Below are 15767 nucleotides of genomic sequence, written 5' to 3'. Positions count from 1 at the left end.
GCGCCCCCCCCGACAGGGCGCTTGGCGGCCTCAAACGTCGGTGCGGAACTGCCCAGCGGCCTCGGACAGGGTGCGGGCGCGGTCGCTGAGGGTGGCCGTGGCGGCGGCCGTCTCCTCGCCCATGGCGGCGTTTTGCTGCACGGTGGCGTCCACCTCCCGGATCGCCGCGCCCAGCTGGCGGATCTGCTCGGTTTGCTGCTGGCTTTGGCGCGTGATGTCGCCCATCAGCTCGGTCACGCGGCCCACGGCGGCCACCATCTCGTTCATGGTGTTGCCCGCCTCGTTGACGTGTTGGCCGCCCTGCTGCACCGTTTCGATCGAGGCCTGGATCAAGGACTTGATCTCGCGCGCGGCCTCGGCGCTGCGCTGCGCCAGCGCGCGCACCTCGCCGGCCACCACGGCAAAGCCACGGCCCTGCTCGCCCGCGCGGGCCGCCTCCACGGCCGCGTTCAGGGCCAGGATGTTGGTCTGGAAGGCGATGGTGTCGATCACCTGGATGATGTCGCCGATCTTGCGGCTGCTGGCGGTGATCTCGTTCATCGCCTGCACCGCTTGCTCCACCACGGCGCCGCCACGGCCGGCCACGGCCGAGGCGTTTTGCACCAAGGCGTTGGCCTCCTGGGCGCTGCTCAGGTTCTCGGCCACGGCGTCTTCCAGCGTGGCCGTGCTGGCGGTGGTTTGCTCCACCACGGCCGCCAGCTGCGCCCCCCGCTCCGACAGGCTTTGGTTGCCGGCGGCGATTTGGTCGACGCTGCCCGCGATCTCGTCGGCGGTGGAGCGCACCTGCAGCACCAGCATCACCAGGTTGTCCACGGCCTCGCCCAGCAGGTTGCCGGCGCGCGCCATCTCGTCCTTGCCCAGCAGCGGCTTGAAGGCCGTGAAGTCGCCGTGGCCCAGGCGCTCGATGCGCCGCCCCAGCGCGCTGAAGGTGCTTTGCGCCGCCAGGTAAAAGCCCGCCAGCAGGTACAGGCCCAGCACGATGAAGGCCGAGGACAGGCCCACCGCCACCCAGATTTGGCGCTTGAGCAGGGCCTCGCGCTTCATCAGCAGCCCGGTCAGGATGGCCGCCGTTTGGTCTTCCAGCACCTCCACCTGCTCGAGCACGGCGTTGACGTGGTTCGCCCACTCGCTGCCCTTGGCGGTGGGCGCGCGGCCCCAGGCGAAGTCGCGGTCGATGCGGTCCTGCACCTGGGTCTCCAGCGCCGTGAGCACCTCGAGCTTGAGGGGCTTCATGGCCTCGGGATTGGCGGCCGCGGCGTCGGCGTAGGCCCGCCGCGCCCGGTCGACGCCATCGCCCATCAGGGCGTCCGCGTTGTGCAAGGCCATGAACAGCTCGGGGTCGTCGGCGATGCCGCCGTCGGCCAGGAAGCGGCCGAGGCTGCGCGCCCGGGCGGCGGCGTCGCGGATGCGGGGCAGCTCGCTGGTGTAGTTCAGCATGAGCGAGTAGCTGTCGGCGTCGGGGTCCAGGGCGAGGTTGGACTGCACGGCGACGAAGCCGATGAAGTTGCGCACCTGGGCCGCCATGGCGTCGGCCTTCTCGAAGCCTTCGTGGGCCGAGGCGGGCGTGTGGGCCTTGGTGGCGTTCCAGGCCTCGCGAAGCTTTTTGAACTCGGGGCCCAAGCCCAACACATCGTTGGTGTTGCGCAGGTGCAGGGCAAAGGCATCCAGGGCCTGGTCGGCCTTGGCCGCAGCTTGATCGCGTCGCTCGGCGGCGCCGGCCTGCTGCGCCGCCGCACCCGCGTAGGCCCCGCGCCAGGTCAACACCGGCTGCATGCCGTCCTCGAAAGCGTCGATCGCCTGCACGCCCTGCACTTCGCGGGCCGTGAACTCGTGAGCCGCCTGGCGGTCGCCAAGCAGGGTCACCAGCAGGTAGCCCAGCGGGAGCATGAAGGCAAAACAAACGACGAAGAACTTCCGAATCAATGGAAGTTGTCGCATCAGGCGCACGGCGGGGGCAAAGAAGGTGGCGAGCATGGTCGTTCGTTTGGGGGAGACGCAATCGGTTGCGGCCATGCTATGTGCAGGCCGCGCTCGCCTTCACCCCTTCAGCGCTAGGGTTTTCGATGGGTCGGGCGCCGCCGCCGCGCCCGGCGTGTCACGTGCCGCAAAAGGTGCGGTAGCAGGCGGTCACCGCGGGCGGCGCCGGTTCGGCCAAGTCGGTCCAGGCGGGCGCCTCGGCAAAGGGCGATTGCAGCGCCGCCAGCAGGCGCTGGAGGGGCGCCAGCTGGCCCTCGTCGGACGCGGCCTGCAGCGCCGCCTCCACCTGGTGGTTGCGGGCGATGAGCCAAGGGTTGGCGGCGCGCAGGCGACGCGCCACGTCAGCGACCGAGCCCTCCCCCGCCCGGCGCGCGCGCCAGCGGGCCAGCCAAGGCGTCAGGGCCTCGGGCTCGGCGGCCAAGGCGCGCAGCGGGGCCTCGTCGCCCTCGGCCGCGGGCGCCAGGTGGCGCCAGGCGAGCGTGAAGTCCATGCGCTGCGCGTGCAGCAGCGCGAGGAAGTCGTCGGCGAGGGCCGCATCCCCGGGTTGGGGGCTCTGCAGGCCCAGCTTGGCGCGCTGGCCGGCGCGCCAGTGCGCGTCGAACAAGCCCGGGAAGGCGTCGATCACGGCCGTGGCCTGGGCCACCGCAGGCTCGGGGTCCTCGTCCACTCCGGGGAACAGGGGCAGCAGGGCCTCGGCCAAGCGGGCCAGGTTCCAGCGGGCGATGGCGGCTTGGTTGCCGAAGGCGTAGCGACCGTTGCGGTCGATGCTGCTGAACACGGCCGCCGGGTCGTGGGCCTCCATGAAGGCGCAGGGGCCGAAGTCGATGCTCTCGCCCGAGATCGTCATGTTGTCGGTGTTCATCACGCCGTGGATGAAGCCCAGGTTCATCCACTGCGCGACGAGCGCCGCCTGTCGCTCGGCCACGCCCTGCAGCAGGCGCAGCGCGCGGTCGGGCGCGCCCACGGCCTCGGGCTGGTGGCGGGCCACGGCGTGGTCCAGCAGGCGCTGCAGCTCGTCCAGCTGGCCGCGCGCGGCGAAGAACTGGAAGGTGCCCACGCGCAGGTGGCTGCTCGCCACGCGGGTGAGCACGGCGCCGGGCAGGGTCTCGTCGCGGTAGACGTCCTCGCCCGTGGCGACCACGGCCAGCGCGCGCGTGCTGGGCACGCCCAGGGCGTGCAGGGCCTCGCCGATCAGCACCTCGCGCAGCATGGGGCCCACAGCGGCCTTGCCGTCGCCGCCGCGCGAGTAGGGCGTGCGGCCCGAGCCCTTGAGCGCCAGGTCGCGGCGCTGGCCGTGGGTGTCGATGAGCTCGCCCAGCAGCAGCGCGCGCCCGTCGCCCAACTGGGGCGAAAAGCCGCCGAACTGGTGTCCGGCGTAGGCCTGGGCCAGGGGCTCGGCCCCCTCGGGCACGACGTTGCCGGCCCACACCGGCGCACCGGCCTCGCCCCCCCACACGGCAGGGTCCAGGCCCAGCTCGCGGGCCAAGGCCTCGTTGAAGTAGAGCGAACGGGGGGCGGCCACGGTGGCGGGCCGCCAGGGCGCGTACAGGCCCGGCAGGTCGCGGGCGTAGCTGTTGTCAAACGCAAGTCGGGGCAAGGCAGGGAAGGCGCTCATGGCGCGCAGTCTGCGCCATTGCCGCCCGCCCCGCCCGCCCAGGGCTTCACATGCCCAGCGCCCGCGGCAGGGCCAGGGACAGGCCCGGCCAGTAGGTGACCAAGACCAGGAAGCCCAGCATCGTCAGCAACCAAGGCCAGGTGGCGATGGTCAGCTCGGTGATGCCCATCTTGGTGATGCCCGAGGCCACGTACAGGTTCAGGCCCACCGGCGGGTGGCACATGCCGACCTCCATGTTGACCACCATGATGATGCCGAAGTGCACCGGGTCGATCCCCAGCTTCATCGCGATGGGGAACAGGATGGGCGCCAGGATCAGCACGATGGAGCTGGGTTCCATGAAGTTGCCCGCGGCCAGCAGCAGGATGTTGGCGATGATCAGGAAGCCGATCACGCCCACGCCCGTGCCGATCATGGCGTCGGCCATGGCCTGCGGGATGTTCTCGTGCGTCATCAAGAAGCTGAAAAGCACCGCGTTGGTGATGATGTACAGCAGCATGGCGCTCATGTTGGCGCTGGCCAGCAGCACGCGCGGCACGTCCTTCAGGCCCATGTCGCCGTAGATGAACACCGCCGTGATGAAGGCCCACACGGCGCTCATGGCCGCCGCCTCGGTGGGCGTGAACATGCCGCTGTAGATGCCGCCCATCACGATGACGATGAGCAGCAGGCCCCAGAACGACTCCTTCAGCGCCTTGCCGCGCTCGGCCCAACTGGCTTTGGGCTGGCGCGGGTAGTTGAACTTGCGGGCGCGCCACCAGGTGGTGAAGCCCAGCAAGAAGGCCAGCAGCAAGCCCGGCACCACGCCGGCCATGAAGAGCTTGCCCACCGAGGTGTTGGTGGACACCGAGTACATGACCATCACGATGGACGGTGGGATCAAGATGCCCAGCGCGCCCGAGGTGGTGATGACGCCGGCGCCGAAGCGGTTGGGGAAGCCGGCCTTGACCATGGCCGGCAGCAGGATGGAGCCGATGGCCACCACCGTGGCCGGGCTGGAGCCCGACACCGCCGCGAACAGCGCGCAGGCCAGCACGCCCCCCAGGCCCAGGCCACCGTGGAAGTGGCCGACCATGGACGTGGCGAAACGGATCATCCGCTTGGCCACGCCGCCGTGCGTGAGGAAGTTGCCCGCCAGGATGAAGAACGGGATCGCCATGATCTCGAACTTCTCGATGCCGGTGAACAGCTTGAGCGCCACCGATTCGATGGGCACCTGCGTCATGGTGAACAGGAAGCCGAGCACCGTGAGGCCCAGCGAGATGGAGATCGGCATGCCGGTGAGCATCAGCACCAGCAGCAGGCCAAAAATAATCGCCGCGCTCATGGCGTTCCCTTTCCGGGGTGCGGGTGCAGGTTGTCGTCCATGCGGTACATCGCATCGGGCTCCTCGTCCAGGCCGTCCACGTGGCCGTGGTCGTGGTGGGGCAGCTCGCCGGTCTTCACGAAGGCCCAGGCCACCTGCAGGAAGCGGAAGCACATCAGGCTCGAGCCCAGCGGGATGGCCGAGTAGACGATCCAAGTCGGCCACTCCAGGTCGGGCGTGGTGGGCCCCTCGTACAGGCCCTCGGGCACGCTGGCAAACGCCTTGAAGAAGGCGTAGTGCGCGCCGTTCTCCCACACGAAGGTGGCACCCAGCGTGGCGATGATCCCGGTGAACAACGCGCCAGCCAGCAGGCCGAAGGTGATGAAGTGCTTGCGCGTGCCTTCGTTCAGGCGGTTGATGAGCACGTCCACGCCCACGTGGATGCCGGTGCGCACGCCGTAGGCGGCGCCGAACTTGGCCATCCACACGAACAGGATGATGCAGAGCTCCTGGGCCCAACCGAAGTTGAGGCCCAGCAGCCAGTTCTGCAGGCCCGGGATGGCGAAACCCGAAAGGTAGCGGTGCAGCACCGAGGCAAAGATGATCACGGTGGCGGTGCCGATGAGGAGGGTGATCAGCCACTCCTCCAGCCGGTCGAGGATGCGCATGAGCATGGCGTTCTTTCAGTGCCGCTCAGAGCTTGTTCGGGTCGAAGGCGGTTTCCTTGTAGACCGCGTTGATCGTGTCCTGCCCGATGCGCGAGGCCATCTCGGTGTGCACCTTCACCATGGCCTTCTTCAAAGCCAGGCGCTCGGCCGGCGTCATCACGTAGATGGCGCTCTTGCCGCTGGCGCGCACCTTTTCCAGGGCTGCGTCGTTCTCTTCCTTGGCGATCTTGTTGGCGTAGACCGTGGACTCGGCCATCGCCTTTTCCAGCTGGCCGCGCACGTCGGCCGGCAGACCGTCCCAGAACTTCTTGTTGGTGATCACGGCGTAGCCGAGGTAGCCGTGGTCGCTCACCGTCACGTGCTTCTGGACCTCGTGCATCTTTTGCGTGAACAGGTTGCTGTGCGGGTTCTCGGTGCCGTCCACCACGCCGGTTTGCAGGGCTTGGTAGACCTCGCTGAAGGCCATGACCTGCGGCAGCGCGCCCACCGCGCGCATTTGCGCTTCCAGCACCTTGCTGGACTGGATGCGCAGCTTCTGGCCCTTGAAGTCGTCCACGTTCTTCAGCGGCTTGTTGGCGCTGAAGGACTTGAAGCCGTTGTCCCAGAAGGCCAGGCCCTTGATGCCACGGCCTTCGAGCTTGCCCAGCAGCATTTGGCCCACGGGCCCTTGCGTCACTTTGTGCAGCTCCGCGTAGTTGTCGAAGATGAAGGGCAGGTCGAAGACCTCGAACTCCTTGGCGCCCAGCGGGCCGAACTTGGCCAGCGACGGGGCCAGCATCTGCACCGCGCCCAGCTGCAGCGCCTCCATCTCTTCCTTGTCTTTGTAGAGCGTGCTGTTGGGGTAGACCTCGACCTTGACCTTGCCGCCCGTCAGCTCGGCCGCGCGCTTGGCAAAGAACTCGGCCGCCTTGCCCTTGGGCGTGTCGTTCGCCACCACGTGACTGAACTTGATGACGAGCGGCGTTTGCGCCCACGCGCTCAGGGGCGAGGCGAACAGCGCCAGGGCGGTGGCCGAGGCCAGGAGCGTCAAACGGGTGCGGGCAAAGGCTTTCATGGTCGGTCTCCGGGAGGGTGGGAACGGGGTGCTGGCGATTGTGGAAACCGTGTCCTTGCGCGGGTAGTTGTGGACTTCCACATTTCGCGCCGCCCCCTCGGGAGAACCCTCCCATGCCGGCCGCCGGCCTGCGTAGAGTGCGCGCCATGACGCCCTCCGCCGCCCCCCGCCTCGACGGCCTGCGCCGCTGGCTGTGGGCCCTGCCCCTGGCCCTGGCCCTGGTGTTCGTGGCCGCGGTGCTGTTGTGGACGCGGGCCGACGAGGCCAAGGAGCGCGAGGCCGAGCGGCAGTCGCTGATCGCCGACGCGCTCAGCACCGCGCAGCAGTTGCGCGCCCGCTTGGCCGACGAGCAGGCGCGGTTGGCCCGCTTGGCCGCCCAACTCGGCCCCCAGCACGGGTTGCGGGACCTGCGAGAACTCGAAGACGGCATGGCCGGCGTGTGGCTCAGCGTGACCCTGCTGGACGCGGCCAACGTGCCGCAAGACCAGTACCCGGCCCGCCCCCTGAGCCGCGGCGATGGGGCCCTGTCCTTGCACCTCACGGCGACCGACCCACGGCGGCCGGGCTGGACCCTGGTGCTGCGCTACGACCCCGAGCGCCTGCTCCAGCGCGGCGTGCCCTGGTGGCTGGCCCGCCGGCACGACGTGCAACTGGTGGACAGCGCCGACCAGGTCGTGGCTTCGCTCGTCAACGCCCCGGTGCGCGTGGGCGCCACCGGCCTGCGACCCAGCCACCGGGTGCAGCTGGACGAGGTGCTGGCCCCCGACCTGATGCTGGAGCTGACCTTGCGCGACCCGACCGGCTCGGGCCTGCGGCCCCTGGCGCTGGTGCTCATCGCCGGCTTCCTGCCCCTGAGCGCCTGGGCCAGCTGGCTGCTGCGCCGCCAGTTGCACCGCCTGCAAGCCGCCGAAGCCGCCTGGCGCACCGAGGCCGCTTGGCGCGCGGCCATCGAAGACTCGGCCCTGGTGGGCCTGCGCGCCCGCGACGCCCAGGGCCGCCTGCTCAGCGTGAACCGCACTTTTTGCGAGATGGTCGGCTGGTCGGCCGAGGAGCTGGTGGGCCGCGCCCCGCCCATGCCCTACTGGCCGCCTGACGCGATCGACGAGGTCATGCAACGCAGCCAGCGCAGCCTGGCCGGGGGCGCCCCGCGCGAGGGCTACGAGGCCCGTTGGCGCCACCGCAGCGGACGCGAGATCGACGTGCTGGTGTTCGAGTCGCCCCTGGTGGACGCCCGCGGCCAGCAGGTCGGCTGGCTGGGCACCAGCCTGGACATCACCGAGCGCAAGCGCCTGGCCGAGCGCGAGGCCCGGCAGGTCGAAGCCCAGGCCCAAGCGGCCCGCTTGACCATGCTGGGCGAGATCGCGTCCACCCTCGCGCACGAGCTGAACCAACCGCTCACGGCCATCGCCAGCTACAACGCCGGCATCGTCAACTCCCTGCGCACCCTGGGCGTGGACGACGCCCGCGTGCTGGGCGCGCTGCAGCGCCTGGGCGAGCAAGCGGCGCAGGCGGGCCGGGTGGTGCAGCGCATCCGCCAGTTCCTGACCCGGCACGAGCCGCAGTTGGAGCCGGCCGCGCTGAACCCCGTGGTGCACGACGCCTGCCAGCTGCTGGCCAAGGAACTGGCCCGCCGCGAGGTGCAGCTGGACCTGCAACTCGCGACCGACCTGCCCGCGGTGGAGATGGACGCCGTGCTGATCGAGCAGGTCGTCGTCAACCTGCTGCGCAACGCCGCCGACGCCTTGACGACCCAGCCCCCGCCGCGCCTGGTGCGCATCGCCACCCGGCAGGCCGGCGGCTTCGTGGTGGTGGACGTGTGCGACAACGGCCCCGGCCTGGGCGGCCGCACGGCCGAGCAGCTGACGGCGCCGTTCTACAGCACCAAGCCCGAAGGCATGGGCATGGGCCTGGCCATCTGCCGCTCCATCGTCGAGGCGCACCACGGCGCGCTCGACGTCGGGCCCGCCACGCTGGGCGGCGCCCGCTTCTCGTTCAGCCTGCCGGCCATGCCCGACGGCGAGGCCTCGACAGAATCCCACGATGGCTGACGTTTACCTCGTCGACGACGAAGCGGCGGTGCGCGATGCACTCGCCTTTTTGCTGGGCTCCCGCGGGCTGGACGTGCAGGCGTTCGACAGCGGCCCGGCGCTGCTGGCCCACCTCGACACCCTGGGCGCGCCGCCGCCCGGCGTCTTTCTGCTGGACGTGCGCATGGAGCCGCTGAGCGGCACCCGCCTGCACGACGAGCTGCTGGCCCGCGGCCTGCCCAACCCGGTGCTGTTCCTGACCGGCCACGGCGACATCCCCATGGTGGTGGCCGCCCTCAAGAAGGGGGCCTTCGACTTCCTTGAGAAGCCCTACAGCGACAACGCCCTGGTCGACCGTCTGGAGCAAGCCCTGGCCGTGGCCCGGGCGATGCACGCCGAAGGCGCGGAAGCGGCCGAGCGCGGCGCGCGCCTGGCCAGCCTCACCGAGCGCGAGCGCGAGGTCATGCAGCGCGTGGCCGCCGGCAAGCTCAACAAGGTGATCGCCGACGAGCTGTGCGTGTCGGTGCGCACGGTGGAGGTGCACCGCGCCCGCGTGTTCGCCAAGCTCGGCGTGCGCTCGGCCGCCGAGGTGGCCACCCTGCTCGCCCAGCAGGCCGCGGGTTGACCCTAGGGCGTCGCTCGCGACTTTTGCCACGCGCGGGTCCCCAGGCCCCTGGAGAGCCCCCTCTATGGCCGGGTTTCGCCCGAGGGGATCGGCGCTCACACGCGGCAACATCGCTCACCTTTTGCGACAGCCCTTTTTCGCCCCCATGCGCCTCTTCGCCCTCTGCCTGCTGGCCGCCACCCTGGTCGTTCCGGCCTCCGTGCTCGCCCAGGCCTCGCCCACCATCGACGTGGGCGGCGCCAAGATCGAGGTGGACAACTTCGTCGTCGGGCACCGCGTGCCCTTGAACGGCGCCGGCGTGCGCGCCGAGGGCGACGCCAAGCTTTACGTGGCCGCGCTCTACGTCTCGCGCAAATCGCGCAGCCTCATCGAAGTGGCCGGCGCCCCCGGCCCCAAGCGCCTGCACGTGCAAATGCTGCGCGAGATGGAAGGCAAGCTCATGGGCGCCGCCTTGTCGCAGGGCATGAACAGCAACCTCAGCGCCAAAGAGGTATCGGCCTGCCTGCCCGGCGTGCTGAAGATGTCGGAGCTATTCGCCGTCAAGAAGAAGATGGTCGCCGGCGACAGCTTCACGCTCGACTCGGTGCCCGGTCAGGGCACGGTGGTCAAGGTCAACCAAGAGAAGGTCGCCACCATCGACGCCAAAGAGTTCTTCGGCTGCATGCTCCAGGTCTACATCGGCGAACGCCCGGCCGACCCCAAGCTCAAGGCCGCGCTGCTGGGTGCCAAGGTCTGAGGCGCCAAGGTCTGGGGCTGCCAGGCCCATCCGGCAAAACGCCCGCAGTCGCGGGCGTTTTTCATGGGCAGCGGCCGCAGCAGTGCCTGCGGTGACCGGCACCTTACCCGCGTGCGATCTCCGCCAGCACACGCGCCAACGCCTCGGGCGCGGTCCACATGGCATCGTGCCCATGGCCGAGCAGTTCGCGCACGGCCATGCCCTGCCGACCGGCCCGCTGGGCGGCTTCGACGAACCATGCATCGTCCGTGCACCGGATGTAGGCCCGGTGCAGCCCATGCGGGAAGCCCTCACGCAAGGCCAGCGCCTGCGCAAAGGTCGCGGCCGACTGGGGCCGCAAGCGCGCTTGCACCCAAGCCGCCTCAACGGGGTCCTGAATGCCGAACTGCAGGGCCGTTTGCCGCGGAGGCACTCGCCAGTCCCGCGGCGGCACTGGGGTGGCACTGGCCGCCGTGGGCGCTGAGGCGGGGCGGGGCGTGTAGTCGCGCATGGCCTTGCCGTCCTCGGGCATGAAGGCATCGAGGTAAATCAAGCCCGCCACCCGCTCATTCACGCGATCGGCCACGCCGGTCACCACCATACCGCCGTAGCTGTGACCCACCAACACCACGTCGTGCAGGTCTTCCATTTCCAAGAGACCCACCACGTCGCGCACGTGCGTGTCCAGGTCCACTTCGGGCGCCAACAGGTGCGCGCGCTCTCCCAAGCCTGTGAGCGTGGGCGCCCACACCCGGTCCCCCAGGGCTTGAAGCAGTGGCACCAACTTGCGCCAACACCACCCGCCATGCCAAGCCCCGTGCACCAAGACCCAGTGTCGGGGTGGGCGGGCCGACGCGGCAATCGGCAAGGCGGCGGCCGACCCCAAGACCAAGCTTTGCGTCCAAAGGCGACGGCGGGTCGTGGGCATGGCGGGGTCTTTCAGTCGTGTGCGATGCCAGCCATTCTGCGACGGCCGAACGGAGAGGCCCCCAGGCTCAAGTCTGGGCCGCGGGCTCGCCTTCGAGGTCGCGCAGCAGGCTTTTGACCTTGGTGGTGATGATGTCCACCGCCGGCCCATTGGCCCCATGCGGCAGGATCACGTCGGCGTTGCGCTTGGTCGGCTCGATGAACTGCTTGTGCATGGGCCGCACCGTGTCCAGGTACTGGTTCACCACGCTCTCGGTGCTGCGCCCGCGCTCGGTGATGTCGCGCTGCAGGCGGCGGATGAAGCGCACGTCCGAGGCCGTGTCCACGTAAATCTTGAGCGACATCATGTTGCGCAGCTTGGTGTCGTACAGCGCGAACAGGCCCTCCACCAGGATGATGGGCGCGGGCTTGACGGTGATGGTCTCGTGCGAGCGGTTGTCGGCCGCGAAGTCGTACACCGGCATCTCGATGGCCTCGCCCTTGCGCAGCGCCGCCAGGTGCTGCGCCATCAGCGGCCAGTCGAAGGCGTCCGGGTGGTCGTAGTTCTGCTTGCGCCGGTCTTCGGGCGGCATGTGCGACTGGTCGCGGTAGTAGTCGTCCTGCATGACCACCGCCACGCGCTCTTCCCCCACGGCGGCCAGCACCTGGCGCGTCACGGTGGACTTGCCGCTGCCGCTGCCCCCGGCGACGCCGATGACGAAAGGTTTGGGGGCGTGGGGCTTGGGCATGGCAGGGGCAGGACGACAGAACGGCAAGCGATTGTCTCAAGCGGCCGCGGTTGGTTGACCTTCGGCAGAACTGCCGGGCCGATTGGCAGCCCGTCACGATGTGGTTCTCCCTTCAAGGCACCACCCTGCCGTCGGAACTCTGCCCCAGGCTTGAGGTCAATGCCCCGTGGGCGAATCGCTTGCCTCCCCGTGGGTCCCACTGTTCCCAGCGCCAATGAAAGCCAGGACCAATCGAGACCCAAGGGCCAAAGCCAGCAGGAACAGCACAAACGCCACGAGCAGGAGGTCCAGTGCGCCGGCAACGCCTTCTCCCGACCCCCCTACCGAGAGGCAGGTCTGCCCGTAGACACCGGGCTTGCAAATCTGCAGGGACAGCCAAACGGTGCCAGCCAAGGCGCCCCCCAAGCTGCCCAACAGCCAGCGCCACTTCGAACGCCAGAACAGCCCCCACAGGCCCCAGAGGCCACCAAGCACCACCACCAGCAAGAGGCCCAGGCCGAACAACACGCCCCCAACGAGCCCTTCTCCGCCAAGTGCATGGGCCGCCAAGGGCATCAAGCCCAGCGCTCCCACCCACCCACCAACCTTGTTCATGACGCCCCCTTTTTCTGTGTCGCAGCGCATTCTGAGGGCCTGGGGCGCCACAAGGATCTCCCAGCTTGGGGGGCGAAGGAGCCAGCACGGTCGACTTCGAGGACAGCGCCCGAAACCCCAAGAAACCTAAACTGCCACCCCCGCCCTCCCGGCCGGTGCTCACGAGGCGCCGCGCGCGACCTGGGCCGAACCTTGGAAGACCCGATCCATGACCGACCTTTCCGCCGAAGCCAAAGCCTTGGCCAGCTACAAGCCCGCCCACAAGGTGCGCTTCGTCACCGCCGCCAGCCTGTTTGACGGGCACGACGCCGCCATCAACATCATGCGGCGCATCCTGCAAAGCATGGGCGCGGAGGTGATCCACCTCGGGCACAACCGCTCGGTGGACGAAGTGGTCACCGCCGCGTTGCAAGAAGACGCGCAGGGCATCGCGGTCAGCAGCTACCAGGGCGGCCATGTCGAGTACTTCAAGTACATGGTGCAGCTGCTGAAGGAGCGCGGCGGCGCGCACATCCAGGTCTTCGGTGGCGGCGGCGGCGTGATCGTGCCGGCCGAGATCGCCGACCTGGCCCAGCACGGCGTGCGCATCTTCAGCCCCGAGGACGGCCAGCGCATGGGCCTGGCCGGAATGATCGGCTCGATGGTGATGGCCTGCGACCGCGACCTGTCGCCCCTGGCCCCCAAGACCCTGAGCGCCCTGCAAGGCCACACCGAAGCCGCGTGGCGCGCGCTGGCGCAAGCCTTGACGGCGCTGGAAAACCGCCAGGCCGACCCCGCCTTCACCGCCGCGCTGCACGCCGCGCCCAAGACGGCCCCGGTGCTGGGCATCACGGGCACCGGCGGCGCGGGCAAGTCCAGCCTGACGGACGAGCTGATCCGCCGCCTGCGCCTGGACCAGGACGACCGCCTGCGCATCGCCGTGATCTCCATCGACCCCAGCCGCCGCAAGAGCGGCGGCGCGCTGCTGGGCGACCGCATCCGCATGAACGCGATTTCGCCATGGAGCCAAGGCCCGCGCGTCTTCATGCGTTCCTTGGCCACGCGCGACTTCGGCAGCGAGATCAGCCAGGCCCTGCCCGACTGCATCGCGGCGTGCCAAGCCGCGGGCTTCGACCTCATCGTGGTGGAGACCAGCGGCATCGGCCAGGGCGACGCCGCCATCGTGCCGATGGTGGACATCCCCATGTACGTGATGACGCCCGAGTTCGGCGCGGCCAGCCAGCTCGAGAAGATCGACATGCTGGACTTCGCCCAGTTCGTGGCCATCAACAAGTTCGACCGCAAGGGCGCGCAGGACGCGCTGCGCGACGTGGCCAAGCAGGTGCAGCGCAACCGCGAGGCCTGGACGGTGAGCCCCGACACCATGCCGGTGTTCGGCACCATGGCCAGCCGCTTCAACGACGACGGCGTGACCGCGCTGTACCAAGCCCTCAAGGGCGCGCTGGCCGAGCGCGGCCTGGCCCTGGGCGAAGGCCGCTTGCCGCGGGTGAGCACGCGCCACAGCACGCACCAGGTGCCCATCGTGCCGCCCGCGCGCACCCGCTACCTGGCCGAGATCGCCGACACCGTGCGCGGCTACAAGGCCCGCGCCCGCGCCCAAGCGCGCCTGGCGCGCGAGGTGCAACAGCTCAAGGCCAGCCAGGCCATGCTGACCGCGGCCAACCCCGAGAAGAACGGCGCCGTGAACGCCCTGGGCGACCTGGCGGCCGAGCGCGAAGCGCGCTTGCTGCCTGAAGCCCGCAAGCTGCTGGACCAGTGGCCCGCGCTGCAGGCGGCCTACGCCGGCGACGAGTACGTGGTCAAGATCCGCGACAAGGAGATTCGCACGCAGCTGGTACAGCAAAGTTTGAGCGGCACCAAGATCCGCAAGGTGGTGCTGCCGCAGTACGAGGACCACGGCGAGCTGCTGAAGTGGCTGATGCTGGAGAACGTGCCCGGCAGCTTCCCCTACACGGCCGGCGTGTTCGCCTTCAAGCGCGAGGGCGAGGACCCGACCCGCATGTTCGCCGGCGAGGGCGACGCCTTCCGCACCAACCGCCGCTTCAAGCTGGTGAGCGAGGGCATGCCAGCCAAGCGCCTGAGCACGGCCTTCGACTCGGTCACGCTCTACGGCGCCGACCCGGCCCCGCGCCCCGACATCTACGGCAAGGTGGGCAACAGCGGCGTGAGCATCGCCACGCTGGACGACATGAAGGTGCTGTACAGCGGCTTCAACCTGTGCGACCCGGCGACCAGCGTCAGCATGACGATCAACGGCCCCGCGCCCACGATCCTGGCGATGTTCATGAACACCGCCATCGACCAGCAGCTGGACAAGTTCGAGCAGGACAACGGCCGCGCACCGAGCGACACCGAGGCCGCCAAGATCCGCGAATGGGTGCTGGCCAACGTTCGCGGCACGGTGCAGGCCGACATCCTCAAGGAAGACCAGGGCCAGAACACCTGCATCTTCAGCACCGAGTTCTCACTCAAAGTGATGGGTGACATCGCCAGCTACTTCGTGCACCACAACGTGCGCAACTTCTACTCGGTGAGCATCAGCGGCTATCACATTGCCGAAGCCGGCGCGAACCCCATTTCGCAGCTGGCCTTCACGCTGAGCAACGGCTTCACCTTCGTGGAGGCCTACCTGGCGCGCGGCATGCACATCGACGACTTCGCGCCCAACCTGAGCTTCTTCTTCTCGAACGGCATGGACCCGGAGTACACCGTGCTGGGCCGCGTGGCGCGCCGCATCTGGGCGACGGCCATGCGCGACAAGTACGGCGCCAACGAGCGCAGCCAGAAGCTCAAGTACCACGTGCAAACCAGCGGCCGCAGCCTGCACGCGCAAGAGATCGCGTTCAACGACATCCGCACCACGCTGCAGGCGCTGATCGCCATCTACGACAACTGCAACAGCCTGCACACCAACGCCTACGACGAGGCCATCACCACGCCCACCGACGAGAGCGTGCGCCGGGCCATGGCCATCCAGCTCATCATCAACCGCGAGTGGGGCCTGGCCAAGAACGAGAACCCCAACCAGGGCGCCTTCGTCATCGACGAGCTGACCGAGCTGGTGGAAGAAGCGGTGCTGGCCGAGTTCGAGCGCATCGCCGAGCGCGGCGGTGTGCTGGGCGCCATGGAAACCGGCTACCAGCGCGGCAAGATCCAAGACGAGTCGATGCACTACGAGATGCTGAAGCACACCGGCGAGTACCCCATCATCGGCGTGAACACCTTCCGCAACCCCAAGGGCGACCCGGTGCCCGAGCACATCGAGCTGGCGCGCTCTACCTCCGAAGAAAAGCAGAGCCAGCTCACCCGCCTGGCCGACTTCCAGCAACGCTACGCGGCGGCCAGCGGCCCCATGCTGCAGCGCCTGCAGCAGGCGGTGATGGACAACGCCAACGTGTTCGAGGTGCTGATGGACGCGGTGCGCGTGTGTTCGCTCGGTCAGATCACGAACACGCTGTTCGAGGTGGGCGGGCAGTACCGCCGCAACCTGTAAGCTAAGCAACCAGGGCCAAGCGATTGGCCCCACCCCTG

General features: G+C 69.1%; 12 protein-coding genes. 4 read left to right on the top strand and 8 right to left on the bottom strand.

Annotation, left to right across the window (positions count from 1 at the left end):
• Window positions 1-30 precede the first annotated feature (30 nt).
• From EOD73_RS10280 to EOD73_RS10260, 5 genes are all read right to left on the bottom strand, one after another.
• Window positions 31-1974: a methyl-accepting chemotaxis protein gene (locus EOD73_RS10280; protein WP_164846027.1), complete on the bottom strand. Its 1944-nt coding sequence runs from the start codon at window positions 1972-1974 to the stop codon at window positions 31-33.
• A 121-nt stretch (window positions 1975-2095) separates the two neighbouring features.
• Window positions 2096-3592 carry a protein adenylyltransferase SelO gene (locus EOD73_RS10275; protein WP_127682893.1) on the bottom strand — a complete coding sequence of 499 codons (1497 nt, stop codon included), beginning with the start codon at window positions 3590-3592 and terminating at the stop codon, window positions 2096-2098.
• Between the two features lie 46 nt (window positions 3593-3638).
• Window positions 3639-4919 carry a TRAP transporter large permease gene (locus EOD73_RS10270; protein WP_127682892.1) on the bottom strand — a complete coding sequence of 427 codons (1281 nt, stop codon included), beginning with the start codon at window positions 4917-4919 and terminating at the stop codon, window positions 3639-3641.
• Window positions 4916-5566, bottom strand: coding sequence for a TRAP transporter small permease (locus tag EOD73_RS10265; protein WP_127682999.1), 651 nt, complete (start codon window positions 5564-5566; stop codon window positions 4916-4918). Before EOD73_RS10265 ends, EOD73_RS10270 begins: the two co-directional genes overlap by 4 nt.
• 25 nt (window positions 5567-5591) lie before the next feature.
• On the bottom strand, window positions 5592-6620 hold the full coding sequence (locus EOD73_RS10260; RefSeq protein ID WP_127682891.1) for a TRAP transporter substrate-binding protein: 1029 nt from the start codon (window positions 6618-6620) through the stop codon (window positions 5592-5594).
• Between the two features lie 146 nt (window positions 6621-6766).
• On the opposite strand from EOD73_RS10260, the gene EOD73_RS10255 reads away from it, so the two are divergent.
• The 3 genes from EOD73_RS10255 to EOD73_RS10245 all read left to right on the top strand — a co-directional run bounded on the left by EOD73_RS10255 (window position 6767) and on the right by EOD73_RS10245 (window position 10008).
• A complete protein-coding gene (locus EOD73_RS10255) occupies window positions 6767-8668 on the top strand; it encodes a sensor histidine kinase (protein WP_164846026.1) in 1902 nt (633 codons plus the stop codon).
• Window positions 8661-9272: a response regulator transcription factor gene (locus EOD73_RS10250; RefSeq protein ID WP_127682889.1), complete on the top strand. Its 612-nt coding sequence runs from the start codon at window positions 8661-8663 to the stop codon at window positions 9270-9272. Before EOD73_RS10255 ends, EOD73_RS10250 begins: the two co-directional genes overlap by 8 nt.
• A gap of 145 nt (window positions 9273-9417) precedes the next feature.
• Complete coding sequence (locus EOD73_RS10245) at window positions 9418-10008, top strand: chalcone isomerase family protein (protein WP_164846025.1); 591 nt, start codon at window positions 9418-9420, stop codon at window positions 10006-10008.
• Between the two features lie 103 nt (window positions 10009-10111).
• Here the strand turns inward: EOD73_RS10245 and EOD73_RS10240 are convergent, their stop codons facing one another.
• From EOD73_RS10240 to EOD73_RS10230, 3 genes are all read right to left on the bottom strand, one after another.
• Window positions 10112-10915 carry an alpha/beta fold hydrolase gene (locus tag EOD73_RS10240; RefSeq protein WP_127682887.1) on the bottom strand — a complete coding sequence of 268 codons (804 nt, stop codon included), beginning with the start codon at window positions 10913-10915 and terminating at the stop codon, window positions 10112-10114.
• 67 nt (window positions 10916-10982) lie between these two features.
• The gene (gene udk / locus EOD73_RS10235) at window positions 10983-11642 is read right to left on the bottom strand and encodes a uridine kinase (RefSeq protein ID WP_127682886.1); all 660 of its coding nucleotides are present in this window, start codon (window positions 11640-11642) and stop codon (window positions 10983-10985) included.
• Window positions 11643-11798: 156 nt separating this feature from the next.
• Complete coding sequence (locus EOD73_RS10230; protein ID WP_127682885.1) at window positions 11799-12236, bottom strand: hypothetical protein; 438 nt, start codon at window positions 12234-12236, stop codon at window positions 11799-11801.
• 208 nt (window positions 12237-12444) lie between these two features.
• Between EOD73_RS10230 and icmF the strand changes: the two genes are divergently transcribed.
• Entirely contained in the window at window positions 12445-15729 is a 3285-nt protein-coding gene (gene icmF / locus EOD73_RS10225) for a fused isobutyryl-CoA mutase/GTPase IcmF (RefSeq protein WP_127682884.1), read from the top strand.
• The last annotated feature ends 38 nt before the right edge of the window (window positions 15730-15767 follow it).

The sequence above is a fragment of the Inhella crocodyli genome, from assembly GCF_004004565.1.
Classification (GTDB): Bacteria; Pseudomonadota; Gammaproteobacteria; order Burkholderiales; family Burkholderiaceae_C; genus Inhella; species Inhella crocodyli.
The sequence above is the reverse complement of the archived record's forward strand: the minus strand, read 5'-3'. Positions and strand labels throughout refer to the sequence as shown.